This is a genomic window from Nonomuraea deserti, from assembly GCF_004348685.1.
Lineage (GTDB): Bacteria > Actinomycetota > Actinomycetes > Streptosporangiales > Streptosporangiaceae > Nonomuraea > Nonomuraea deserti.
In genome coordinates, this window is sequence record NZ_SMKO01000128.1 from 1 (window position 1) to 21,776 (window position 21,776).

Sequence of the window (21,776 nt, forward strand, 5' to 3'; positions counted from 1 at the left end):
GTGTATAAGAGACAGGCCAGGACCCGCGTCCCCGCCGGCACGGCCCATGAGGCCACCAGGCAGGCCACGCCCACCCGGCGGCGACCGTACGAGCCCCGCTGACCGCAGCCGCGCTCGCCCTTCCGCCAACGCACGGCCCGCAGCCCGACCGCCCCTGAGCCTGCGCACGGCTTCTCTCGACGGCACGGCCCCCGAGTCCGGCTGACCCTGATCCCGCGCTCGCCTTCCTCAACGGCGCGTTCCGTGAGTCCGGCCGACCCTGATCCCGCGCTCGCCCTTCCGATAACGGCGCGTTCCGCGAGTCCGACCAGACCCTGACCCCGCGCACGTCTTCCGTGACGGCGCGGGTGCGAGTCCGGCCGGTTCTATGACGGGAGGTCGATGACGACTTTGACGTCGTGGCTCGGCTCGAAGGCCTCCAGGGCGCGCTCCAGCGGCAGCCGCCGCGTGATCAGGCGCTCCAGCCACGTGATGTCCGCCTGGGCCAGCGCCGCCGCCGCGTCCCTGAAGTGGCGCAGGTTGCCGTTGACCGTGCCGAAGACCACGTCGTTCTCCAGCACGATGTCCCGGTTGATCACCCCGGCGTCCACCCGATGGGTACGCCCTCCGGGGGCGAGGCCGCACAGGCAGAGGATGCCCGCGGCGGCGGTGGTGCGCATGGCGTCGATGACGAGCTGCCCCACGCCCGTGCACTCGATGATGATGTCCGGCTTCGCGTCGGCGAACGGCTCCAGCCCCGTGCCCGAGTGGTAGGTGCCGCCGAGGTCCTCCACCAGGCTGGACTTGAGCCCTTCGGGGGCGCGGTCGAGCACGTGCACCTCGAGCCCTCGCTGCTTGCCGAGGAGGGCGGCCAGCAGCCCGATCGGCCCCGCGCCGGTCACGAGCAGCGTGCGTGGCTCGAACCAGGCCCGCGACCCGATGCGCTCGATCTGCTCCCATGCCTTGGCGACCACGGACGTGGGCTCGACCAGCGTGCCGACGCTCTCCAGCGAGGGGTCGAGGCGTACGGCGTAGCCGGCTTCGACGACCCAGCGCTCGCTGGCGTACCCGTCGAGGTCTTTGATGCCCCGCTCGGTGTAGCGGCCGTTGCGGCACATGTCGAACTCGCCCCGCTCGCAGGCTCCGCAGGGCACGGGGTCGGGCCGGCGTACCACGCCCACCACCAGGTCGCCGGGTGAGAAGGCGGACCCTTGAGGAGACTCGAGCACCCGGCCCAGCGACTCGTGCCCGATGACCATGCGTTCCCTGCCCGGCGGCGGCCAGCCGTATTCGGCGGCGGCCAGTTCGCGGTCCGTCCCGCAGATGCCCAGGGCCAGCCCTTGGACGAGCAGCTCGCCCTGGCCGGGCTCGGGTTCCGGCAGTTCCTCGACGCCGAGCGTCCCCTGCTTGCCCGGTGCGAACGTCAGTGCACGCATCGCGCTCACCCCCTCCAGCGGGACCCTACCCCGGACGGGCTTGGGAAATAGTAGGACGTCCTAGTATCTTCGGAGGTGACACCCTCACGAAGGAGTGAATCAGGCGTGCACGTCCCGGTACACCCAGTCCGTTTCGTGACCGCCGCGGCCCTGTTCGACGGCCATGACGCGGCGATCAACATCATGCGACGCATCCTCCAGTCACAGGGGGCCGAGGTCATCCATCTCGGGCACAACCGTTCCGTCGACGAGATCGTCACGGCCGCGATCCAGGAGGACGCCCAGGGGGTGGCGATCAGCTCGTACCAGGGCGGGCACGTGGAGTTCTTCTCCTACCTGGTGGAACTGCTGCGCGAGCGTGGCGCCGGCCACGTCAGGGTGTACGGAGGCGGCGGGGGAGTGATCGTCCCCGAGGAGATCGAGCTGCTGCACTCGCGCGGCGTCGCCCGCATCTTCTCGCCCGAGGACGGCCAGCGCTACGGCCTGCCCGGGATGATCAACAAGCTGATCGAGGAGTGCGACGCCGAGCTGGACGACCCGCCCTCGGTGGAGGCCGTGGTCTCCGGCGACCAGGCGGCGCTGGCCCGCGCGATCACGCTCGTGGAGGCCGGGCGAGCCCCCGCCGACCTGATGGAGGGCCTGCGGGCCGCGGGGTCGAAGGAGGGCGACGCGAGGGCGCCGGTGCTCGGCATCACGGGCACGGGCGGCTCGGGGAAGTCCTCGCTGACCGACGAGCTCGTCCGCAGGTTCCGCGTCGACAACGACGACAAGCTGCGCATCGCGATCATCGCCATCGACCCGACCCGCAGGCGCGGCGGCGGCGCGCTGCTCGGCGACCGCATCAGGATGAACAGCCTGGGACCCCAGACCTACTTCCGTTCCCTGGCCACCCGCGGCGCCGCCAACGAGGTGCCCGCCTGCCTCGACGACGTGATCACCGCCTGCCGCGCGGCCGGCCACGACCTGGTGATCGTGGAGACGCCCGGCATCGGCCAGGGCGACGCCGGCATCGTCCCGCACGTCGACGTGCCCATCTACGTGATGACGCCCGAGTTCGGCGCGGCCTCCCAGCTGGAGAAGATCGACATGCTCGACTTCGCCGAGGCCGTGGTGATCAACAAGTACGAGCGGCGCGGCGCGGAGGACGCCCTGCGCGACGTGCGCCGCCAGCTCGTGCGCAACCGCGAGGCGTTCGGGGTGTCCCCGGACGAGATGCCGGTCTTCGGCACCATCGCCGCCCGCTACAACGACAGCGGTGTGACGGCCCTCTACCAGCACCTCAAGCCCCTCCTGCTGCCCGGCGCCGGCCCCGGGCTGCTGGCCCGGGTGTCCGAGCGCACCTCCAGGGCCTCGGCCGCCATCGTCCTGCCCGCCAGGGCGCGCTACCTGGCCGAGATCGCCGAGACCGTCCGCGCGTACCACGCCGAGACCCTCGCCCAGGCGGAGGTGGCCCGCCGCCGCCAGCAGCTCGCCGCCGTACGGTCGCTGCTGGAGGAGGGCGACGGGCGGCTGGCCGAGCTCGAAGCCGGGGCCGAGCGGGAGCTCAGCGACGAGAGCCGGGCGCTGCTCGACGCCTGGCCGGCCCTCAAGGAGCGCTACACCGCCGACGAGCTGGTGGTGAAGATCCGCGACCGCGAGATTCACACCCCGCTCTGGCGCGAGACGCTCTCCGGCAACCGCGTCCCCAGAGTCGCCCTGCCCCGCTACACCGACCACGGCGACCTGCTGCGGTTCCTGCGCGGCGAGAACCTGCCGGGCATGTTCCCCTTCACCGCCGGGGTGTTCCCGTTCAAGCGCGCCGACGAGGATCCGACCAGGATGTTCGCCGGCGAGGGCGACCCGTTCCGCACCAACAGGCGCTTCAAGCTGCTGTCGGAGGGCCAGCCCGCGACCCGGCTGTCCACCGCGTTCGACTCGGTGACGTTGTACGGCCACGACCCCGACCTGCGGCCCGACATCTACGGAAAGGTCGGCACCTCGGGCGTCTCCATCGCGACGCTCGACGACATGAAGGTGCTCTACGACGGCTTCGACCTGGCGGCGCCCAACACGTCGGTGTCCATGACGATCAACGGGCCGGCTCCCACGATCCTGGCCTTCTACCTCAACGCCGCCGTCGACCAGGCCCGCGACGGGTTCCGGGCCGAGCACGGCCGCGACCCCGGCGAGCAGGAGGACCGCGACCTGCGCGCCCGCACCCTCGCCACGGTCAGGGGCACCGTCCAGGCCGACATCCTCAAGGAGGACCAGGGCCAGAACACCTGCATCTTCTCCACGGAGTTCTCGCTGCGGATGATGGCCGACATCCAGGAGTGGTTCATCCGCAACGGCGTGCGCAACTTCTACTCGGTCTCGATCTCCGGCTACCACATCGCCGAGGCCGGGGCCAACCCCATCAGCCAGCTGGCCTTCACCCTGGCCAACGGCTTTACGTACGTGGAGGCGTACCTGGCCAGGGGGATGAAGATCGACGACTTCGCCCCCAACCTGTCGTTCTTCTTCTCCAACGGCATGGACCCCGAATACAGCGTGCTCGGGCGGGTGGCCCGCCGCATCTGGGCGGTGGCCATGCGGGAGAGGTACGGTGCCGCCGAGCGCTCGCAGAAGCTGAAGTACCACATCCAGACCTCGGGACGGTCCCTGCACGCGCAGGAGATGAACTTCAACGACATCCGCACCACGCTCCAGGCGCTGATCGCCGTCTACGACAACTGCAACAGCCTGCACACCAACGCCTTCGACGAGGCCGTGACCACGCCGTCGGCCGACTCGGTGCGCCGGGCCATGGCGATCCAGCTCATCATCAACAAGGAGTGGGGCCTGGCCAGGAACGAGAACCCCCTGCAGGGCTCGTTCATCATCGAGGAGCTCACCGACCTGGTGGAGGAGGCGGTGCTCGGCGAGTTCGAGCGCCTGTCGGACCGGGGCGGCGTGCTGGGCGCGATGGAGACCGGCTACCAGCGCGGCAAGATCCAGGACGAGTCGATGTTGTACGAGATGCGCAAGCACGACGGCTCGCTGCCCATCGTCGGCGTCAACACCTTCCGCAACGGCGCGCACGGCGAGGACTCCGACCCGCACAAGCTGGAGCTGGCCAGGGGCACGGAGGAGGAGAAGCAGTCGCAGCTCGACCGCCTGCAGGCCTTCCACGAGCGCAACCGGTCCGAGGCGCCCGCCCAGCTGGCCAGGCTCCGTGAGGCGGCGATGTCGGAGGAGAACGCGTTCGAGGTGCTGATGGACGCGGCCCGCGTCTGCTCGCTCGGCCAGATCACCGACGCGCTGTTCGAGGCCGGGGGGCAGTACCGCCGCAACGTCTGAGGCGTCCGCTGGCGGGAGTCCGTCAGGGCGGGTTCTCGCCAGCGCATGACCTACCTGAGGGCAGGGCCGACGCGGTGAAATCCGTACCATGCCCCTCACCCGGCCCCTCCCATCGCTGACGGGCGTGCTCGCCGTGGCCCTCACGGCGACCGCCCTGGCCGTCCCCGCGGGCGCGGCCGCCCGGGAGCCCGCGCCCCAGGAGACGGACCTCACCCTCGTCACCGGCGACCGTGTCCACTAAGTGGACGGCCCCGGCGAGCAGGACGTCGTCACGGTGGACCGCCCGGCGGGCGCCCAGGGCGGCGTGCGGGTGCAGCAGGCGGACGGCGACCTCTACGTGCTGCCGGACGAGGCCATGCCGCTGATCGCGGCCGACCGGCTCGACGCACGGCTGTTCAACGTCACCGACCTGACCGCGATGGGCTACCGGGGCACGCCCCCGGTGATCGTCACCTACCAGGGCGCGACGCCGCGTTCCATGACGGGGGCGGAGGTCGTCCGCGCGCTGCCCAGCGTCAAGGGCGCGGCGCTGAAGGTCGGCGCGGACCCGCGCCCGTTCTGGACCGCTCTCACCGGCCCCGCCGAGCGGTCCGGCGTCGGCAAGGTGTGGCTGGACGGCAAGGCGAAGGTCTCGCTGAAGGAGAGCGTGCCGCAGGTCGGCGCCCCTCAGGCGTGGGCCGGCGGGCTGGACGGCTCGGGCGTCACGGTGGCGGTGCTGGACACCGGCGTCGACGACACCCACCCCGATCTCAAGGGGCGGATCACCGAGTCCACCAGCTTCGTGCCCGGCGAGGAGGTCAAGGACGTCAACGGCCACGGCACCCACGTGGCCTCGACGGTCGCGGGCGGCGGCGCCGCGTCGGACGGCGCGAACAGGGGCGTCGCGCCGGGCGCCCGGCTGGCCGTCGGCAAGGTGCTCGGCGACGACGGCTTCGGCCAGGAGTCGTGGATCATCGCGGGCATGGAGTGGGCCGCCACCAAGGCCAAGGTCGTCAGCATGAGCCTGGGCAGCAGCGTTCCCGACGGCGGCGCCGACCCGATGGCCGTGGCGGGGCTGACCGACGAAGCCGTGGCAGGCCAGCTCGACCTGTCGCTGCGCACGCTGCAGCGGCGGCTGCGCGCGCTGATGGACCTCGCGGGCGTACGCACGCGCGTGCAGCTCGGCTGGCACGCCGCCCGCCACGGCTGGGCCTGACCACCCGGTTCGTGGATCATCGGCGTGACCTGATATCCAGTGAAACGAACATCGCTACCAGGAGGCACTCATGTCCGACGTCACGTTCAAGGGCAACCCCATCACCGTAGGCGGGTCCTTCCCCAAGCCGGGCGACAGCGCGCCCGCGTTCCGCCTGGTCGGCGACGACCTGGGTGAGCGCACGCTCGCCGACTTCGGCGGGCAGACCAAGGTGCTCAACATCTTCCCGAGCCTCGACACCGGCGTCTGCGCGGCCTCGGTGCGCCGCTTCAACGAGGTGGCGGCCGAGCACCCCGGCGTGGCCGTGCTCTGCATCTCCGCCGACCTGCCGTTCGCGCAGAAGCGGTTCTGCGGTTCTGAAGGGCTCGACAAGGTGACCACGCTCTCGCTCATGCGGGGCCGCGAGTTCCTGGCCGACTACGGTGTCGCGCAGGAGTCGGGGCCGCTGGCCGGGCTGGCCGCGCGCGCGGTCGTCGTGCTCGACGGCGACAACAAGGTGGTCTACTCCCAGCTGGTGCCGGAGATCACGCAGGAGCCCGACTACGAGGGCGCGCTGGCCGCTCTCAAGTGAGCCCTGAACTCCGCGGCCAGCTCCAGTAGATGCTCGTCGCTCGTGGCGGTGTGCTGGAGGTCGATGATCACCGCGTGGACCCCGGCCTCCGCCGCGGCGGCGAGATAGTCGCAGATCTGGGCGACCGTGCCGCTGCGCGGCGGCCTGCCGGTCTCCGGGCCGGTGATCTCGGGGTTGGTCCGCAGCGCCATGCGGAGCGCGCCGGGGTCACGCCCGGCCCGCTCCGCCGTCTCGCACACCGTCCGCCACATCGCGGTGAGCATCGGGATCGGCAGCGAGGCCGTCAGCCAGCCGTCGGCCCTGCGGCCGATGCGGCGCAGCGCGGGTTCGGCGAACCCGCCCAGATAGAGCGGCGGGCGGCGGGCCGGCTTGGGCTCGATGTGGCTGGGCACGATCGTCCACAGCTCGTGCTCGAACGACACGGGATCGTCGCGCCAGATCGCCTCCAGGGCGTCGAGCGTGGCGTCATAGCGGCTCGCCCGGTCCCGCCAGGGCACGCCGGCGGCGGCGTACTCGTCGGACGACCAGCCCAGCCCCAGGCCGACGTCGAGCCGGCCGCCGCTGAGATGGTCGATCGTGGCGAGCGAGCGGGCCAGCACCGCCGGGGGATACCAGCAGGCGTTGAGGGCGCTGGTGCCCAGCCGGATGGCGGAGGTCGCCGCGGCCGCCACCGAGAGCACCGCGAACGGGTCGAGGAACACCCGGTGCGCCTCGGGGACACGGCCGTCGCCACCCGGATAGCGGTCTTTCGGCCGCAGCGGCGTCAGCAGCCGGTCGCCCGCCCACAGGCCGGCGAAGCCCATCGACTCGGCCTCCCGCGCCACCCGCAACACGCTGGACAGCGCGGCGAACCTGCCGTATTGCGGCACGGCCAGCCCGACGTCCATCATCAGCTCTTCCCGCCCGTGCCGCGCATGGCGTGGATTCTACGGGTCTCCATCGATCTAGGCTCGTGTCGTGGAAGACGACACCGGTGTGCATGTGGAAGTTCCGGAGACCGTACGGCGGATCGTGTCGCTGGTGCCGTCGCTGACCGAGTCGGTGGCGGCGACCGTGCCGGAGGCGCTGGCAGGGGCGACCGACTGGTGCACGCATCCGGCCGGCCTCGACGTGGCCAGGGTCAGGGGCACGAAGAATCCCGACCTCGACGCGATCAGAAAGCTGAGACCCGACGTGGTCCTGGCCAACGCCGAGGAGAACCGCCCGCCCGACATCGAGGCGCTGCGCGCGGCGGGCATCCCCGTCTGGGTGACGAGGATCGAGACCCTGGACGAGGCCTTCGCCTCCTTGGGCCGCATGTTCGCGTACGCGTGCCGTACCGACCGGCCCGGGTGGCTGGACGCGGCGGAGCGGGCGTGGCGCGCGCCCGCCGAGGGCCCGCGGCGCACGGCGATCGTGCCGATCTGGCGGCGGCCGTGGATGGTGGTGGGACGCGACACGTTCACCGGTGACGTGCTGCGGCGCCTCGGCGTGGACAACCTCTACGCGGGCCACGCCGAGCGCTACCCCAAGATCCCGCTGTCGGAGCTGGCCGGGCGCGGGGCCGACCTGGTGGTGCTGCCGGACGAGCCTTACGCGTTCTCCGAGACCGACGGGCCAGAGGCCTTCCCCGGGCTCACCTGCGCGCTGGTCAGCGGGCGCCTGCTCACGTGGTACGGCCCCTCACTCGTGCAGGCGCCCGTCCTGCTCCGCCGCACCCTGGGCTGACCGGTCAGTCCGTCGCGCGCCCGCGGCCGGCGGACCCGTGGACGCCGAGCGCGGCGTCCACGGCGGAGGGGGAGAGCACGCGCTGCATGACGATGACCGCCATCCCGATGATTCCCGCCCGGTCGCCCAGCGACGTGGTGACGATCTCCAGGTTCGCGGTCGTGTACGGCAGGCTGCGCCGGTAGACGATCTCCCTGATGCCGGTCAGGTAGTGCTCCCTGGTGTCGGCCATGTCGCCGGCCAGCACCAGCACGCCCGGGTTGAGCAGGCTGACCGCCGTGGCCAGCACGAGGCCCAGCGTGCGCCCGGCCTCCTGGGTGCGCGCGATGGCCTCGGGATCACCCGCCTGGACGAGGCGGACGACGTCGCGGCTGGACCCGTGGCCGAGGTCGGTGGCCACGGCGTGGCCGCTGGCCAGCGAGGCCACGCAGCCGCGCGAGCCGCAGGTGCAGACGCGGTCGTCGGTCTCGCGCAGCCGCACGTGTCCAATATTTCCGGCGGCATCCTCAACACCGCGATATATCGCCCCATTGAGTACGATGCCGGTGCCTATCCCGGTCGACACCTTGATGAGGACCAGGGACTCCGTGTCCCGCCACTTCGACCACCACTCGCCCAGCGCCATCGCGTTGGCGTCGTTCTCGACCATGATCGGCACGTCGTAGGCCGCGCCGAAGGCCTCCCCGACCGGATGATCGTCCCACCCCGGCATCAGGAACGACCGGATCAGCCGGCCGGTGTTGTGGTCCACCGAGCCCGGCACGTCCAGGCCGATCCCGCACACCTCGCCCGGCGCCCGCCCGGCCTTGTCGAGCATGCGCTGGAACGCCTGCCGCACCCACGACAGCACGGCCTCGGGCCCGAGCTCGATGCGCATCTCGGTGCGCTCCTCGGCCAGCGGCCTGGCCGCCAGGTCGGTCAGCGCCACCCTGGCGTGGGCGGCGCCCAGATCGGCCACCAGCATCAGCCGCCTGGTGGCGTCCACGGCGAGCACCGAGGGCGGCCGCCCGCCCCCGGACATGGCCACCCCCGACTCGTGGATGTATCCGGCGTCGATGAGCCGGTCGACCCGGTCGGTGATCGTCGACCGGGACAGGCCGGTGTGCTCGATCAGTTGTTTGCGCGTCCGGCAGGTGCCATGGCGGATGAGCTGGAGGATCTGCCCTGCCGTCAGCATGCTCTATCCCTTCTCCGCTCCTGCCGTGAGGCCCTGCGTCAGCAGGCGCTCGCTGGCGAAGAACACGATCACGATGGGCAGCGTCAGCACCACCGATCCTGCCATCAGGACCGTCGTCGGGATCTCGATGCTGCCCGCCAGCTGCGAGAGCCCCAGGGAGACCGTCCAGCTCTCCCGCCGCTCCACCAGGAAGAGCAGGGCGAACAGGAACTCGTTCCAGGCGATCATGAACGCGTACAGGCCGGTCGCCATCAGGGCGGGCTTGGAGAGCGGCAACACCACCCGCCAGATGGTCGACAACCTCGTGCACCCGTCGATCGCCGCCGCCTCCTCGACACTCCGCGGCACGGTCTCGAAGTAGTTGCGGAGCATGTATACCGTGACGGGCACGGTCTGCGCGATGTAGACGAGGATCAGCCCCACCAGCGACCCGCGCAGGCCGAGCATCGTCAGCAGCACGAACAACGGGATGGCCAGCACGATCGCGGGAAACAGGTAGACCGCGAGAAACAGGAAGTGCACCTGCCGCCGTCCGAAGAAGCGCAGCCGCGCGACGGCGTACGCGCCGGGGATCGAGATCAGCAGCGTGACCGCCACCGAGGCCACCGCGACGATCGCGCTGTTCCTGAGGAAGATCAGGAAACCCTGCCTCGTCAGCACGTCCACGTAGGTGTCGAGGGTGAAGTCTCGCGGCCAGAGCGAACCAGGCTCCAGGATGAGCTCCTGGATGTCGCGTACGGACAGCATCAGCATGTAGAGGAACGGGAACGCGGTGATCAGGAAGAGAAACGCGATCACCAGCGGCCTGAGCACCGCGAACAACCGCCGCTCGAACCTATCCCTGCTCACGTGTGCCTCCGGCGAAGAAGCGCAGATAGACGACCAGGAACACGACCAGGAAGACCGCCAGCACGATGGCCTGCGCGGCCGAGGCGCCGATGTCGTCGCGGGCGGTCAGGAAGTTGTAGACCCGCACGCTGACCACCTCGGTGCCGGCGCCGCCGCCGGTCAGCAGGTAGACGTCGTCGAACTTGGTGAAAGTGAACACGAACCGCAGCACCGACAGCAGCGCGATGATCCGCCACAGCTGCGGCATGATCACGTAACGGAACCGCTGGGTGGGGGTGGCCCCGTCGACCACCGCCGCCTCGTCCAGCTCGGCCGGCAGCGCCTGCAGCCTGGCCAGGATGAACAGGAACGCGAACGGGAAATACCGCCACGCCTCGAACGCGATCACCGTCAGCAGCGCCACCGGCACCTCGATGCCCAGGAACTCGCCCTTGGCCTGGGTGAGGAACGCGATCGGCTCGCTGAGCCACGTGTTGACGATGCCGTACTGGGGGTTGAGCATCGTCTCCCACAGGAACGCCACCGCGACGACCGGCGCCACGTACGGGATGAGGACGGAGGCCCTGACCAGGGTCCGCCCTCTGAACCTGTCACGCAGCGCCAGCGCGGTGACCAGCCCGATCGCGATCGACAGCGCCGTGCCCGCGACGGTGTAGACGAGCGTGTTGACCAGCGCCGACCAGAAGCCCGGCTCGGACATCACGTACGAGAAGTTCTCGAGCGTGTAGTGCCCGAAGAGGCCCGCCTGCCGGATGTTGATCAGCCGGACGTCCTGGAACGCCAGCATGATCGCCCACAGCAGCGGCAGCACCACCACGACCAGCGTGATCACCAGAGTCGGCGAGATCAACGCCACCCCGGCCCGCCCCTCCTGCGCACGCATGTTCATGGCCTCACTCCGTCCGGCGGGCTCGGTCGCCGGACGCCGTCGCCTTCCCCCGCTCCGGTCGCTGCGCTCCCGCCGCTCCTCCAGGCGACGGCACTCCCTCGCCGGTTCCCGTCGCTCCTCCAGGCGCCGACACGCCCTCGCGGGCTCATTCGCGGATTCCGCGTTTGATGGATTCGACCTCGGCCTTCGCCTGGGCGGCGGCGGCCTGGGGGGTCAGGGAGCCGTCGGCGACCGCGCTGAGCGCCTTGGGCACCGGCAGCTCGCCCATCGTGGCGCCGACGAGTTTGCCTTGCCCCTGCGGGATGCCCCAGCGGGCGAACGTGTCGGGGCTCTCGCGCAGGGTGTCGAGCACGTCGGCGGGGTAGACGTCGGCCAGCGGCTTCTTGGCGTCGACCCCGGCCGGCAGCTTGTTCCACTGGTCCGCGAAGCCCTGGCGGGTGGGGAACTTGCCCTCGGGCGCCATGCCGATCCAGCGTTCGTACCCCTCGTTCATCATGTAGGCGACGAACGTGGCGGACGGGTCCTTGGCGGCGTCGCGGGTGATCGCCCACGAGACGATCTCGCCGTACTGCGCCGGCGCGCTCCCGCCGGGGCCCTTCAGCGCCGTGACCACCCCGGTGTTCTCGGCCAGCCACTCGGGGTCGGAGCGGCACTCCTGGCAGTTGGGCGGCGCGTCCTTACGCAGCCCGGCCAGCTCGTCCAGGATGAACGACGACCAGATCGTCATGGCCGCCTTGCCGGCGAAGTAGTTGGCGCGGGTGGAGTCGACGTCCTGCTTGCCCTTGACGGAGTAGTCGCGCGCCAGCTTGGCGTAGAACGCGAAGGCCTGCACGCACTGCGGGGAGTCGAGGGTGACATTTCCGGAATTGTCGACCAGCTGGCAGCCGTTCGCCTGCGCGATGTGCTCGAAGCTCTGCGCCGTGAACGAGTCCTTCGGCGCGATCGCCAGCGTGATGCCGGCCACCCCGCCCGTGTTGAGCTTCGCCGCCGCCGCCTCGAGCCTCTCGTACGTGTCCGGCGGCTCCAGCCCGGCTCTGGAGAACAGGTCCTTGCGGTAGAGGATCAGCTGCGCCCACCCGTCGCTGGGCACCGCGAGCAGGGTGCCTCCCGAACTGTCGAGCTCCAGCGCGCGCGGCGAGAACGTGTCACGGCCGAGCCGGTCGACGACCTGGGCCGGCGTCTCGGTGTCGAGCAGGTCGTTGGCCTCCATCTCGCGTACGGCGGCCAGCGGCAGCGCACCGATGACGTCGGGCAGGTCACCGGCCGCGGCGGCCGCGGTCAGGGTCTGGCTGAACTGGTCCTCGGCCACGCCGACCAGCTTCACCTTGATCCCGGTCTTCTGGGTGAACTCGGAGATGATGGCGTTCTGGACGGCCATCCGGTCGGTGAGGTTCTCCTCGGTCCAGACCGTGATGCTCGGGGACGATTCGCCGCCGTCGTCGCCGCAGGCCGTCAGCGCGACGGCCAGCAGCGCGGCGGAGAGGACGGCGGTTACCCTCTTCGGCATGGCGCGCTCCTCTGCTTGGGGATACGCCGCACTTACCCCGGCATGAGATGACGCAACGTGCGGTAAGCGATACCGAGACCGGCCTGTACCCTCGCCGTGCTGCCGCTCCACACGGGGTCCTCGTGCTCCACGGAGACCACCCCGTCATATCCGCCCTCGTAGAGCGCGTCGATCACCCGGGTCCAGTCGATCCGGCCCAGACCCGGCACGCGGAAGCGGTACCAGCCCTTCTCGCCGCTGATCGGGCCGTGGAAACCGTAGCGGTCGAGCTTGCCGGGCAGGAACTCGGTGTCCTTCGCCTGGACGTGCGCGACCTGGGCGAGATGGGGCCGCAGCGCCGCGACCGGGTCGATGCCGAGCGCCACCAGGTGGGAGGGGTCGTAGTTGAGCTTGAGCCCGAGGGTGAACATCCACTCCCACAACTCGGGGGAGTAGGCCAGGTTGCCCGGATAACCATCGGGATGCCAGCTTTTCATCACGCAGTTCTCGATCACGATCTCCACACCGTGCCGGGTGGCGTACTCCACCAGCGGGCCGAAGACGTCGGTGGCCCGCTTGAGGTTGTCGGCCACCGGCAGCCCCGGGTCGCGGCCGACGAACGTGCCGACCGTCGGGCAGCCGAGCGCGGCGGCCGCGTCGACGCAGCGTCTGACGTGGGCGTTCACCTGCGCCCCTTGCTGAGGGTGCAGATTGTTCTCGTAGTAGGCGATCGAGGAAAGCGTCAGTCCGGTCTCCGCGAAGACACGCCTGACACGATCACGTTCGGCGTCATCGAAACGATCTACTCTGATGTGATTTCGGTCATCCGAAGACGGCCAGCCCGCCACCTCGAGGGCCTCGAAGCCTTGCTCTGCCGCCCATCGAGCGATGTCGGTAAGGTCGCTTTCCGGAAGACACGTTGTCAGAAACCCCAATTTCATCAGCCACCTCCAGGTCGAAGTCGTAGACTTACGACTGTTACAAGCGCAACTATGGTGTGCAAACAACGACTAAATCTTTGACTTTTGTTTGATCATAAAGCGTAAGTGTGGGGAATGCGCGTCATCACCTTTGAAGAGCCAGGCCAAGTCCGCGTCGATCTGGAACCGCCCGCCGATCTCGTGCCGGGCTCCGTGCGGGTACGCACGATCTATTCCGGGGTTTCGGCGGGCACCGAACTCACCGCCTATCGAGGCACCAATCCTTATCTCAGCCGCAAGTGGGACACCGAGCGCCGGCTCTTCGTCGACGGTCAGACGCATGCCTACCCGCTGTCCGGCTGGGGCTACCAGGAGGTCGGCGAGGTGGTGGAGGCGGCGCCCGACGTCGCCGATCCCCCTGTGGGCAGCCTCGTCTGGGGCATCTGGGGCCACCGCGCCGAAGCCGTCGTCCCGGCCGGCAAGCTCGTCGGCCACGTGCTGCCGCCCGGCGCCGACCCGCTGAGTGGTGTCCTCGCGCGGGTCGGGGCCATCGCGCTCAACGCCGTGCACGCCGCCGACGTGCACCTCGGCGACCAGCTCGCGATCTTCGGCCAGGGCGTCATCGGGCTGCTCGCCACCCGCCTGGCCGTGCTGAGCGGCGCCAGGGTGGTGGCCGCCGACGCCATCGCCGACCGGCTCGAACTGGCCAGGACGTTCGGCGCGGCCGAGACGTTCGACGTCACCTCGGGATCGGTAGCCGAGTTCATGCGCAAGCGTGTCGTGGGCGCCGACACCGTCATCGAGCTCAGCGGCACCCACCAGGGCCTGCACGAGGCGATCAGGACCGTGCGCAAGGGCGGCCGGGTCGTGGCCGCGGGCTTCTACCAGGGCGACGGCATGGGGTTGCGACTGGGCGAGGAGTTCCACCACAACCAGGTGCAGCTCGTCTCCTCCCAGATCGGCGGCGTCGCCTCGTGGCTGGCGCACCGGTGGGACGTCGAACGCCTGCAGCGCACGTTCATGGAGCTCGTGCACCGCGGCGAGGTCGAGGCGCGTGACCTCGTCACGCACGTCGTCCCCGCCGAGCGGGCCGCCGAGGCCTACGACCTGCTCGACAAGCACCCGTCAGAGGTGCTCCAGCTCGTCTTCGACTTTGAGGAGTCACAGTGAGGCTCGCCGTACAGGAGCAGCTTCTTCCCGGCCGCACGCTGCAGGAGAAGTACGCGTTCGCGGTCGACGCCGGGTTCGACGCCATCGAGCTGCGCGGCAAGGGCGATTTCCACTTCGCCGGCCGGCTGACCGAGCTCAAGCGGGCGCTGGCCGACGGCGTGGTCATGCCGACCGTGTGCGTGGACATGCCGCACTTCATCGGCGACTTCGACCCGGCCAAGCGCAAGGACGCCATCCAGCAGCTCAGGTCGCAGCTCACGGTGATCGGCGAGCTGGGCGGCATCGGCGTCATGACCCCCGCCTCCTGGGGGCAGTTCTCGCGCAGGCTGCCGCCCTTCGAGCCGCCGCGCAGCGCCGCCGAGGACCGCGAGGTGCTGGCCGAGGCGCTCGGCATCCTCGGCGAGCACGCGCAGCGCAACGGCGTGCTGATCATGCTGGAGCCGCTCAACCGCTACGAGAACCACATGGTCAACACCCTGGCCGAGGCGGTCTCCTACTGCTCGATGGACATGATCAGGATCGTCGGCGACACGTACCACATGAACATCGAGGAGGACGACCCCTGCCGCGCGCTGGCCGAGGCCTCCCCCTACATCGCGCACATGCAGATCAGCGAGTCCAACAGGCACCAGCCGGGCACCGGCCACATCGACTGGGGGGCGCAACTGGCCACGCTCGACGCCGTCGGCTACGACGGCTATCTCGCGCTCGAATGCCGGCTGCGCGGCGAGCCCGAGATCGTCCTTCCCCAGACCGCGGCCTTCGTCAGGAAATACCTATGATTCATCGCGCCGCCGTGCGCGTCCTGGTGGACAACTGGGACGGCAGCTACACGATCCCCTCCCGTCGTCTGTACCCGCACCAGTGGAGCTGGGACTCCGCCTTCGTCGCCATCGGCAACGCCCGCTGGTCGCCGCGCAGGGCCCGCTCGGAGCTGCTGTCGCTGTTCGGGGCGCAGTGGCACGACGGCAGGGTGCCGCACATCGTGTTCAACCCCGCGGTGCCCGACGGCGCCTACTTCCCCGGGCCCGAGTTCTGGGGCTCGCGCGCTCCGTCAGGCTCCGCGACCTCAGGCCTCGTCCAGCCGCCGGTCCACGCGCTGGCGGCGCGGAAGGCGCACCTGGCCGAGCCCGACGTGGCGTTCCTGCGCCGGATCTACCCGCGGCTCGTGGCGCAGCAGGAGTTCCTGCGCGCAGCCAGGCGGTCGCCGGAGGGCCTGATCTCGATCGTGCACCCCTGGGAGTCGGGCATGGACAACAGCCCGGCCTGGGACCTGCCGCTCCAGGCGGTCGAGCCGGGCACCGCCGGTTTCGTCCGCAGGGACCTCGACGCCGTCAGCGCCCACGAGCGGCCCACCGACCGCGACTACGAGCGGTACGTCGCCCTGGCCCGCGCCTACCGTGACTCCGGCTACCGCGACCCCGGCGCGTTCCAGGTCGAGGACCCGCTGTTCAACGCCGCGTACGGCGTCGCCGAATCCACTCTGGGCAAGATCGCCGAGGAGTGCGGGCTCGACCCCGCGCCCCACGAGCGCGAGGCGGCCGCGGTCACCGCCGCCATGGTCGAGCACCTCTACGACGACGGCCTCTTCCACGCCCGCGACGTGCGTACGGGCTGCCTGATCCGCTCCAGCAGCGCCGCAGGGCTGACCCCGCTCCTCCTGCCCGGGCTGCCGCGCGAGATCGTCAACGCGCTGATCGGCACCGCGCTCGACCGGTTCGCGCTGAAGGACGGGGTGCTGCCCAGCTACTCGCCGGCCGCGCCCGAGTTCGACACCGCCCGCTACTGGCGCGGCCCGAGCTGGATCAACCTGGCCTGGCTCGTCTGGCAGGGTCTCAAGGACCGCCGCCCCGACCTGGCGGCGCCGCTCGCCGAAGGGATGATCGGCGCGGTGTCCAGCGCCGGGTTCCGCGAATACTTCGACCCGTTCACGCTGCAGGGCCACGGCTGCCGCGACTTCAGCTGGTCAGCGGCTCTCATCCTCGACGTCGTGGCGGAGCACGGCCTGGAGGGCCTGCCTGCGGCGGGCGGCGAGGTCGGAGAGCAGCCGGGGAGCCTCGGAGAAGCCGACGACGTCAGTGATCACGTGGTCCTGTAGCAGCCTGCCGCGCTCCCTGAGCAGGAGGATCGTCTCGTGCGAGAGGCGCTCCCTGTCCCAGGCGTGCGCCAGGCCGCGCGGCACCCGGCCGATCTGGGCGCAGCGGAGCGACAGCCCGTTGTGGTGGAACTCCTCGCCGAGCCGCACCTCGTGCGCTCCCTGCGTGTAGAAGGCCAGGTCCACCAGCGTGCCCTGCGGGCGCAGCAGCCTGAGCCCCAGGGCCAGCGCCCGGCACTGGCCGCGGCACTGGAACACCACGTCGGCGCCGCGGTCGTTCTGGCCGTGCCGCCAGCGGCGCTTCAACACCACCGCCGGGTCGTCGTCGGCGGCCAGCACGTTCGCGCCGAGCGCCTCCGCGACCGCCAGCCGCTCCAAGGTCTCGTCCACGACCACGACCTCGGCCGCGCCGGCGGACATGGCGAAACTCGCGGTCAGCAGCCCGACCACGCCGGCGCCGACCACCGCGACCCGCCGCCCGCGCACGCCGTCGCCGAGATCCCTGACGGCCGGACCGTGCAGGTCGTGGGCCGCGTGCAGCAGGCCGTTGGCGCAGATGGGGCCCATGTGGGCGACGTAGACGCCGAGCAGCGGGTCCAGGTCGTCCGGCACCGGCACGAACCTGTCGGTCATCGGGTCGGCCACGTACGCGGTGCGGTGCCCGTAACACATCGCGACCAGCGTCCCCTCGGCCACTGCCCGGGTGCGCGCCTCGACCACGCGGCCGACCTGCATGTAGCCGATGCCGCGCACCGGATAGGCCACCGACGGCACGCCCTCCGTGAACAGCCCGAGCGCCGGGTCCCAGCTGGAGTGCAGGTAGGGGTTGGTGCCCTTGACGTAGGTCAGCTCGGTGCCGGCGGACACGCCGCTGTACACGGTCTCCACCATGAACCCGCCCTCAGGCACGTCGGGCGACTTCTCCTCGACCAGGCGGACCTCGCCCGGCGCCTCGATGCTGACGAGCATGGTGCTCACGGCGTCACCTCAAGGATGTTGCTCGGTTCGAGGAACACGGGAGCGCGCTCGGCGGCCGAGCGGGCGAGGGCGAGCGCGAGGCGATGCGTGCGCAGCGCCTCGCGGTACGGCACCCGCACATCCGCCTGCCTGCCCTGCACGGCGTTGACGAACTCCCGGTCGACCCGTGTCTTCGCCTGTCCGTCGTCCTCGATGACGCGACGGCCGTCGACCAGCAGCCGGGTCTCGTCGACCTCCAGGGCGATGCCCTCGGCGCACACCTCCAGCCCCACCCGGTGCTTGTGGGTGAGCAGGCAGGAGGTGGCCAGCAGGCCGGCCGCGCCGCCGGCGAACCGCATCACCGCCGCCGTGGCCCGGTCGACCTCGCCGTCCTGTCCCGCCCCGTCGCTCTCGGCCGGCACGGCGTGCACCATCGTCACCTCGCCCGCCAGGAGGCGGGCCAGGTCGAGCACGTGGACGGCCTGCTCGACGATCTGGCCGCCGGACATGCCGGCCTTCAGCCACCAGCCGACCGGGGGGACCTTGTCGAGCCAGTGGCCGAGCGCGAGGCGTACGGGGCGGCCGGCCAGCAGGTCGCGGGCCTGCTCGACGATGTCCAGGTAACGCCAGTGGTGCCCGACGGCGGACGGCAAGGATCGCCTGTCGATTTCTGAGGAGATGTTCTCCGCGGTGGGGAGATCCAAGGAAAGCGGCTTCTCCACGAAAATTGGGAGATTGCATGACAAAACGTCGAATTCCGGAGTGCCGTGCGCGAAAGGCGGCACGCAGACGTAGACGGCGTCCAAACCGCCGGCCGCGAGCAGGGCCGCATGGCCGCCATAAGCGCGGGCGCCGTGCCGCGCGGCCAAGGCCTCGGCTCGGTGCGGATCGGTGTCGGCGATCCCGGCGATCGTCACATCGGGGAATCCGGACAGGACGTCTGCGTGGCGAGCGGCGACATTTCCGGCACCTATGATGCCGATGCGGGTCATTGGGGACACAATCCCGCATATGCCACATCTGGCAGTCATCAAACAAACATGTTCATAAGCTCCTGGATCGGGCAGATGCCGTGACCTCATGAGATCGGGGCTGACGACATGGAGACAGATTTGCGCGCCTTGTCCAAGGTCCAGAAATGGTACGGCCCGCACTCGAGCACCGCAGCCGAGTGGCCGGTCGACGCCTTAATCCTGGCCAAGGGAAACACGACGGTGAGCGTTGTCCTGCCCGCCCGCGACGAGGAGAGCACCGTGGGGGACATCGTCACCGCGATCCGCCGCGACCTCGTGGAGCGGGCGCCGCTCGTCGACGAGATCCTCGTCGTCGACTCCCGATCCACCGACGCGACCGCCGAGCGCGCCCGCGAGGCGGGCGCCCGGGTGGTGGCGCAGGACGAGGTGCTCGCCCACCTGCCGCCGCTGACCGGCAAGGGGGAGGCGCTGTGGAAAGGGCTGGCCGCCTCCCGCGGCGACCTCGTCGTGTTCGTGGACGCCGACCTGCGCAGTTTCGGCGCCCACTACGTGTCGGGCCTGCTCGGGCCGCTGCTGACCGACCGCGGCATCCACTTCGTCAAGGCCGCCTACGAGCGGCCGTACACGGGGGAGGACGGGGTCGTGCGGCGTGGCGCCGGCGGCCGCGTGACAGAGCTGGTGGCCAGGCCGCTGCTCAACATGTTCTGGCCGGAACTCGCCGGATTCGCCCAGCCGCTCGGTGGCGAGTACGCCGCGCGGCGCCGGGTGCTGGAACGGGTGCCCTTCGTCACCGAGTACGGCGTGGAGTTCGGGCTCCTCGTCGACCTGCTGCAACTCGTCGGGCTCGACGCGATGGCCCAGGTGGACCTGGGCCACCGTACGCACACCCACCAGCCGATCGACGCGCTCGGCCGCATGGCCGGGCAGATCATGCAGACCGCCTGGTCCCGCCTGGAACGGCAGGACCGCGTGCTCGCACCGGAGCCTCCTGCGCACACGCTGCTGCAGTTCGGGCTCGAAGGGCGGGCCGACCTGGTGGACGTGGCCGTGGCGGAGCGACCTCCGCTCGCCTCCCTCGTCCTGGAGGAGGATGTGGCATGAAAGTCCTCATGAACGCGGGGCCGTGGCTCTCCATCCCGCCCCCCGGATACGGCGGCATCGAGAACGTCGTCGCCACTCTGGTGCCGGCGCTGCGCGAGCGCGGCGTCAGCGTCGTCCTGGCCGCCGCGGGATCGAGCACGCTCGAGGTGGACGAGCTGGTCCGCGTCTACGACGAGGGCCAGTTCCCGGAGTTGCAGAAGCCGTACAACCAGGTCATGGGCATCGCCCACGCGCACCAGGCCAGGGTGGTGGCCGAGCTGCGCGCCCGCGACGACATCGACCTCGTCCACGACCACCTGGAGGTGGTGGGGCCCGCGGTGCTGTCCGCGTTCGGCGGACCGCCCGTCCTGCACACCCTCCACTGGGACCTGCGCAAGCATCCGGCCTTCTACGGCTCGTTCCCGCCGTCGATCGCGGTCAACGGCGTGTCCGAGTCGCAGCTCGCCCGCGCCCCCGAGGCCCTGCGCGCGGCCTCGCTCGGCGCGATCCACCTGGCCACCCCGCTCGCCGACGGCGACGTGCGGGCCGAACGCGGCGAGCACCTGGTCGTCATGGGCCGCATCTGCGCGCTCAAGGGCCAGCACGTGGCGGCCAGGATCTGCCAGAAGCTCGGGCTGCCGCTGGTGCTGGCCGGCCCGGTGTGCGGCCGCGACTCCGCGGCCGAGCTGGACGTGGTGGCCCAGAACCCGTACCACCCGCTGCACAACCACCCGGACGTGCGCTACCACCTCGACCAGGTGTCCCGCTACCTCGACGAGGAACTGGTCCGGTGGGTCGGCGCGGTGGGTGGCCAGGCCAGGGACCACCTGTACGCCTCCGCCCGGGCCGCGCTCTTCCCCCTCCAGTGGGACGAACCCGGCGGCACGGCCGTCGTCGAGGCGCTCGCGCTCGGGGTGCCGCCGGTGGGCCTGCGCCGCGGCTGCCTGCCGGAGATCATCGACCACGGCCGTACGGGCTTCCTGGCCGACACCGAGGAGGAGCTGGCCGAGTGGGTCCTCCGGGTGGACGAGCTGGACCCGGAGGAGTGCCGCCGCGAGGCTCGCCGCCGCTTCTCCCCGTCCGTCATGGCCGAGCGCTACCTGGAGCTGTACGAGCAGGTCGCGCGCGCACCGGCCCGCGCCTAGGAGAAGCCGCGGGGGAGCACGGTGACCGGGCAGGGGGCGGCCCGCAGCACCTTCATGGCCAGCTCGCCGAGGAACACCCGGTGCGGCTGCGCGTCCTCGCTGGCCGCGCAGACCAGCAGCTCGCCGGGCAGCCAGCCGACGTCGTCCATCGCGGCGGCCACGTCGTGGCCCTCGGCGACCTCCGACTCGGCCTCGATGCCCGTGGTCTCCCAGGCCAGCCGGACGGCCAGCGCGAGGTCGTCCCTGAGCTTGCCCTGGTCGTCCGTCCGCAGGTCGAGGGTGATCAGGCGGAGCGGCACCCCGAGCCGCAGCGCCGCCTGCGCCACCCGCTCGACGGCCTCGTCGCACTGCGGCCGGTGCACGTAGGCCAGCGTGAGCCGGGCGAGCTCGCCGGCGGGCTCGTGCCCGGCGGGCGCCAGCATGACCGCCTCGGACGACAGGTGGAGCAGGTGGTTGGAGGTGGCGCCGATCGTGATGCGGCCCTGCCGGCCTCCCGACCCCGAGCCGACCACGATCAGGTCGCTCCGGATCCTGCTGGCCAGCACCGACAGCCCGCGCCCCGTGCCCCGGCTCTCGAACGTGAGGTACTCGGCCGGCGCGTCGCCCAGCTGGTCCGCCGCGTGCGCCAGGTTGGCCTGCGCCTCGACCGCCAGCCCGGGGCTGGCCGGCGGGTAGATCGTGGCGACCGTGAGCTCGCCGCCGGTGAGGTGGGTGATGGCGGCGCCGAGCGCGAGCGCGTCTCGCCCACCCGCGTCGTTCGTGTATCCGACGATCACGTGCTCACCGATCACGACTGCCTCCCTACCCGCTCCCACCAGCGAATACGCG

At 70.9% G+C, this 21,776-nt stretch carries 20 protein-coding genes and 1 pseudogene; 11 read left to right on the forward strand and 10 right to left on the reverse strand.

What is annotated here, in order from left to right; translation table 11 throughout:
• Positions 1 to 365 precede the first annotated feature (365 nt).
• Positions 366 to 1,415 carry a glucose 1-dehydrogenase gene (locus E1292_RS33830; RefSeq protein ID WP_132600617.1) on the reverse strand — a complete coding sequence of 350 codons (1,050 nt, stop codon included), beginning with the start codon at positions 1,413 to 1,415 and terminating at the stop codon, positions 366 to 368.
• Between the two features lie 105 nt (positions 1,416 to 1,520).
• Between E1292_RS33830 and icmF the strand changes: the two genes are divergently transcribed.
• The 4 genes from icmF (at position 1,521) to tpx (ending at position 6,499) form a co-directional block, all read left to right on the forward strand.
• Positions 1,521 to 4,733 (forward strand): fused isobutyryl-CoA mutase/GTPase IcmF, encoded by a 3,213-nt coding sequence (gene icmF, locus E1292_RS33835; RefSeq protein ID WP_132600620.1) that lies wholly within the window; start codon positions 1,521 to 1,523, stop codon positions 4,731 to 4,733.
• Positions 4,734 to 4,821: 88 nt separating this feature from the next.
• On the forward strand, positions 4,822 to 4,974 hold the full coding sequence (locus E1292_RS52965; RefSeq protein ID WP_220447186.1) for a hypothetical protein: 153 nt from the start codon (positions 4,822 to 4,824) through the stop codon (positions 4,972 to 4,974).
• Positions 4,975 to 5,928, forward strand: a complete 954-nt coding sequence (locus E1292_RS33840; protein WP_220447187.1) for a S8 family serine peptidase — start codon at positions 4,975 to 4,977, stop codon at positions 5,926 to 5,928.
• 70 nt (positions 5,929 to 5,998) lie between these two features.
• Positions 5,999 to 6,499 (forward strand): thiol peroxidase, encoded by a 501-nt coding sequence (gene tpx / locus E1292_RS33845; protein WP_132600623.1) that lies wholly within the window; start codon positions 5,999 to 6,001, stop codon positions 6,497 to 6,499.
• On the opposite strand, the gene E1292_RS33850 is transcribed toward tpx, so the two are convergent.
• Entirely contained in the window at positions 6,469 to 7,389 is a 921-nt protein-coding gene (locus E1292_RS33850) for a TIGR03619 family F420-dependent LLM class oxidoreductase (protein ID WP_132600626.1), read from the reverse strand. The genes tpx and E1292_RS33850 overlap by 31 nt on opposite strands.
• A 67-nt stretch (positions 7,390 to 7,456) precedes the next feature.
• Here E1292_RS33850 and E1292_RS33855 point away from each other — a divergent pair, with 67 nt between their 5' ends.
• Complete coding sequence (locus E1292_RS33855) at positions 7,457 to 8,206, forward strand: helical backbone metal receptor (protein WP_220447188.1); 750 nt, start codon at positions 7,457 to 7,459, stop codon at positions 8,204 to 8,206.
• A 4-nt stretch (positions 8,207 to 8,210) separates the two neighbouring features.
• Here E1292_RS33855 and E1292_RS33860 read toward each other — a convergent pair whose 3' ends face one another.
• From E1292_RS33860 to E1292_RS33880, 5 genes are all read right to left on the reverse strand, one after another.
• Positions 8,211 to 9,383, reverse strand: coding sequence for an ROK family transcriptional regulator (locus tag E1292_RS33860; protein WP_132600629.1), 1,173 nt, complete (start codon positions 9,381 to 9,383; stop codon positions 8,211 to 8,213).
• 3 nt (positions 9,384 to 9,386) lie between these two features.
• Positions 9,387 to 10,232: a carbohydrate ABC transporter permease gene (locus tag E1292_RS33865; protein ID WP_165974875.1), complete on the reverse strand. Its 846-nt coding sequence runs from the start codon at positions 10,230 to 10,232 to the stop codon at positions 9,387 to 9,389.
• Entirely contained in the window at positions 10,219 to 11,121 is a 903-nt protein-coding gene (locus E1292_RS33870; protein ID WP_132600632.1) for a carbohydrate ABC transporter permease, read from the reverse strand. Before E1292_RS33870 ends, E1292_RS33865 begins: the two co-directional genes overlap by 14 nt.
• A 145-nt stretch (positions 11,122 to 11,266) precedes the next feature.
• A complete protein-coding gene (locus E1292_RS33875; protein ID WP_132600635.1) occupies positions 11,267 to 12,628 on the reverse strand; it encodes an ABC transporter substrate-binding protein in 1,362 nt (453 codons plus the stop codon).
• Between the two features lie 32 nt (positions 12,629 to 12,660).
• A complete protein-coding gene (locus E1292_RS33880) occupies positions 12,661 to 13,548 on the reverse strand; it encodes a sugar phosphate isomerase/epimerase family protein (RefSeq protein ID WP_132600638.1) in 888 nt (295 codons plus the stop codon).
• A 114-nt stretch (positions 13,549 to 13,662) separates the two neighbouring features.
• Here E1292_RS33880 and E1292_RS33885 point away from each other — a divergent pair, with 114 nt between their 5' ends.
• From E1292_RS33885 to E1292_RS56180, 3 genes and pseudogenes are all read left to right on the forward strand, one after another.
• Complete coding sequence (locus E1292_RS33885) at positions 13,663 to 14,697, forward strand: zinc-binding dehydrogenase (protein ID WP_132600641.1); 1,035 nt, start codon at positions 13,663 to 13,665, stop codon at positions 14,695 to 14,697.
• A complete protein-coding gene (locus tag E1292_RS33890) occupies positions 14,694 to 15,479 on the forward strand; it encodes a sugar phosphate isomerase/epimerase family protein (protein ID WP_132600644.1) in 786 nt (261 codons plus the stop codon). The genes E1292_RS33885 and E1292_RS33890 overlap by 4 nt, the downstream gene beginning before the upstream one ends.
• Positions 15,476 to 16,654: pseudogene (locus tag E1292_RS56180) on the forward strand (MGH1-like glycoside hydrolase domain-containing protein); the annotation flags it as partial. The gene E1292_RS33890 and the pseudogene E1292_RS56180, both read left to right, overlap by 4 nt.
• A gap of 9 nt (positions 16,655 to 16,663) precedes the next feature.
• Here the strand turns inward: E1292_RS56180 and E1292_RS33900 are convergent.
• Both E1292_RS33900 and E1292_RS33905 read right to left on the reverse strand, forming a co-directional pair.
• Complete coding sequence (locus E1292_RS33900) at positions 16,664 to 17,761, reverse strand: zinc-binding dehydrogenase (RefSeq protein ID WP_181958338.1); 1,098 nt, start codon at positions 17,759 to 17,761, stop codon at positions 16,664 to 16,666.
• Positions 17,762 to 17,766: 5 nt separating this feature from the next.
• Positions 17,767 to 18,684, reverse strand: a complete 918-nt coding sequence (locus E1292_RS33905; protein WP_246090522.1) for a Gfo/Idh/MocA family protein — start codon at positions 18,682 to 18,684, stop codon at positions 17,767 to 17,769.
• Here E1292_RS33905 and E1292_RS54255 point away from each other — a divergent pair.
• The 3 genes from E1292_RS54255 to E1292_RS33915 are packed head-to-tail and all read left to right on the forward strand — an operon-like array spanning position 18,580 to position 20,948.
• Positions 18,580 to 18,825 carry a hypothetical protein gene (locus E1292_RS54255; protein ID WP_246090523.1) on the forward strand — a complete coding sequence of 82 codons (246 nt, stop codon included), beginning with the start codon at positions 18,580 to 18,582 and terminating at the stop codon, positions 18,823 to 18,825. The genes E1292_RS33905 and E1292_RS54255 overlap by 105 nt on opposite strands.
• A 24-nt stretch (positions 18,826 to 18,849) precedes the next feature.
• Positions 18,850 to 19,824: a glucosyl-3-phosphoglycerate synthase gene (locus E1292_RS33910; protein ID WP_132600650.1), complete on the forward strand. Its 975-nt coding sequence runs from the start codon at positions 18,850 to 18,852 to the stop codon at positions 19,822 to 19,824.
• Positions 19,821 to 20,948 (forward strand): glycosyltransferase, encoded by a 1,128-nt coding sequence (locus tag E1292_RS33915; protein WP_132600653.1) that lies wholly within the window; start codon positions 19,821 to 19,823, stop codon positions 20,946 to 20,948. Before E1292_RS33910 ends, E1292_RS33915 begins: the two co-directional genes overlap by 4 nt.
• Here the strand turns inward: E1292_RS33915 and E1292_RS33920 are convergent.
• Positions 20,945 to 21,739, reverse strand: coding sequence for a universal stress protein (locus E1292_RS33920; RefSeq protein ID WP_246090520.1), 795 nt, complete (start codon positions 21,737 to 21,739; stop codon positions 20,945 to 20,947). The genes E1292_RS33915 and E1292_RS33920 overlap by 4 nt on opposite strands.
• Between the last annotated feature and the right edge of the window lie 37 nt (positions 21,740 to 21,776).

Coding starts and splice junctions, on each gene's coding strand:
- E1292_RS52965 (WP_220447186.1), top strand. CDS start 4,822: ATGCCCCTCACCCGGCCCCTCCCATCGCTGACGGGCGTGCTCGCCGTG.
- E1292_RS33860 (WP_132600629.1), bottom strand. CDS start 9,383: ATGCTGACGGCAGGGCAGATCCTCCAGCTCATCCGCCATGGCACCTGC.
- E1292_RS54255 (WP_246090523.1), top strand. CDS start 18,580: ATGGCCGCCATAAGCGCGGGCGCCGTGCCGCGCGGCCAAGGCCTCGGC.
- E1292_RS33885 (WP_132600641.1), top strand. CDS start 13,663: ATGCGCGTCATCACCTTTGAAGAGCCAGGCCAAGTCCGCGTCGATCTG.
- E1292_RS33900 (WP_181958338.1), bottom strand. CDS start 17,761: ATGCTCGTCAGCATCGAGGCGCCGGGCGAGGTCCGCCTGGTCGAGGAG.
- E1292_RS33910 (WP_132600650.1), top strand. CDS start 18,850: ATGGAGACAGATTTGCGCGCCTTGTCCAAGGTCCAGAAATGGTACGGC.
- E1292_RS33880 (WP_132600638.1), bottom strand. CDS start 13,548: ATGAAATTGGGGTTTCTGACAACGTGTCTTCCGGAAAGCGACCTTACC.
- E1292_RS33875 (WP_132600635.1), bottom strand. CDS start 12,628: ATGCCGAAGAGGGTAACCGCCGTCCTCTCCGCCGCGCTGCTGGCCGTC.
- E1292_RS33870 (WP_132600632.1), bottom strand. CDS start 11,121: ATGAACATGCGTGCGCAGGAGGGGCGGGCCGGGGTGGCGTTGATCTCG.
- E1292_RS33915 (WP_132600653.1), top strand. CDS start 19,821: ATGAAAGTCCTCATGAACGCGGGGCCGTGGCTCTCCATCCCGCCCCCC.
- E1292_RS33830 (WP_132600617.1), bottom strand. CDS start 1,415: ATGCGTGCACTGACGTTCGCACCGGGCAAGCAGGGGACGCTCGGCGTC.
- tpx (WP_132600623.1), top strand. CDS start 5,999: ATGTCCGACGTCACGTTCAAGGGCAACCCCATCACCGTAGGCGGGTCC.
- E1292_RS33850 (WP_132600626.1), bottom strand. CDS start 7,389: ATGATGGACGTCGGGCTGGCCGTGCCGCAATACGGCAGGTTCGCCGCG.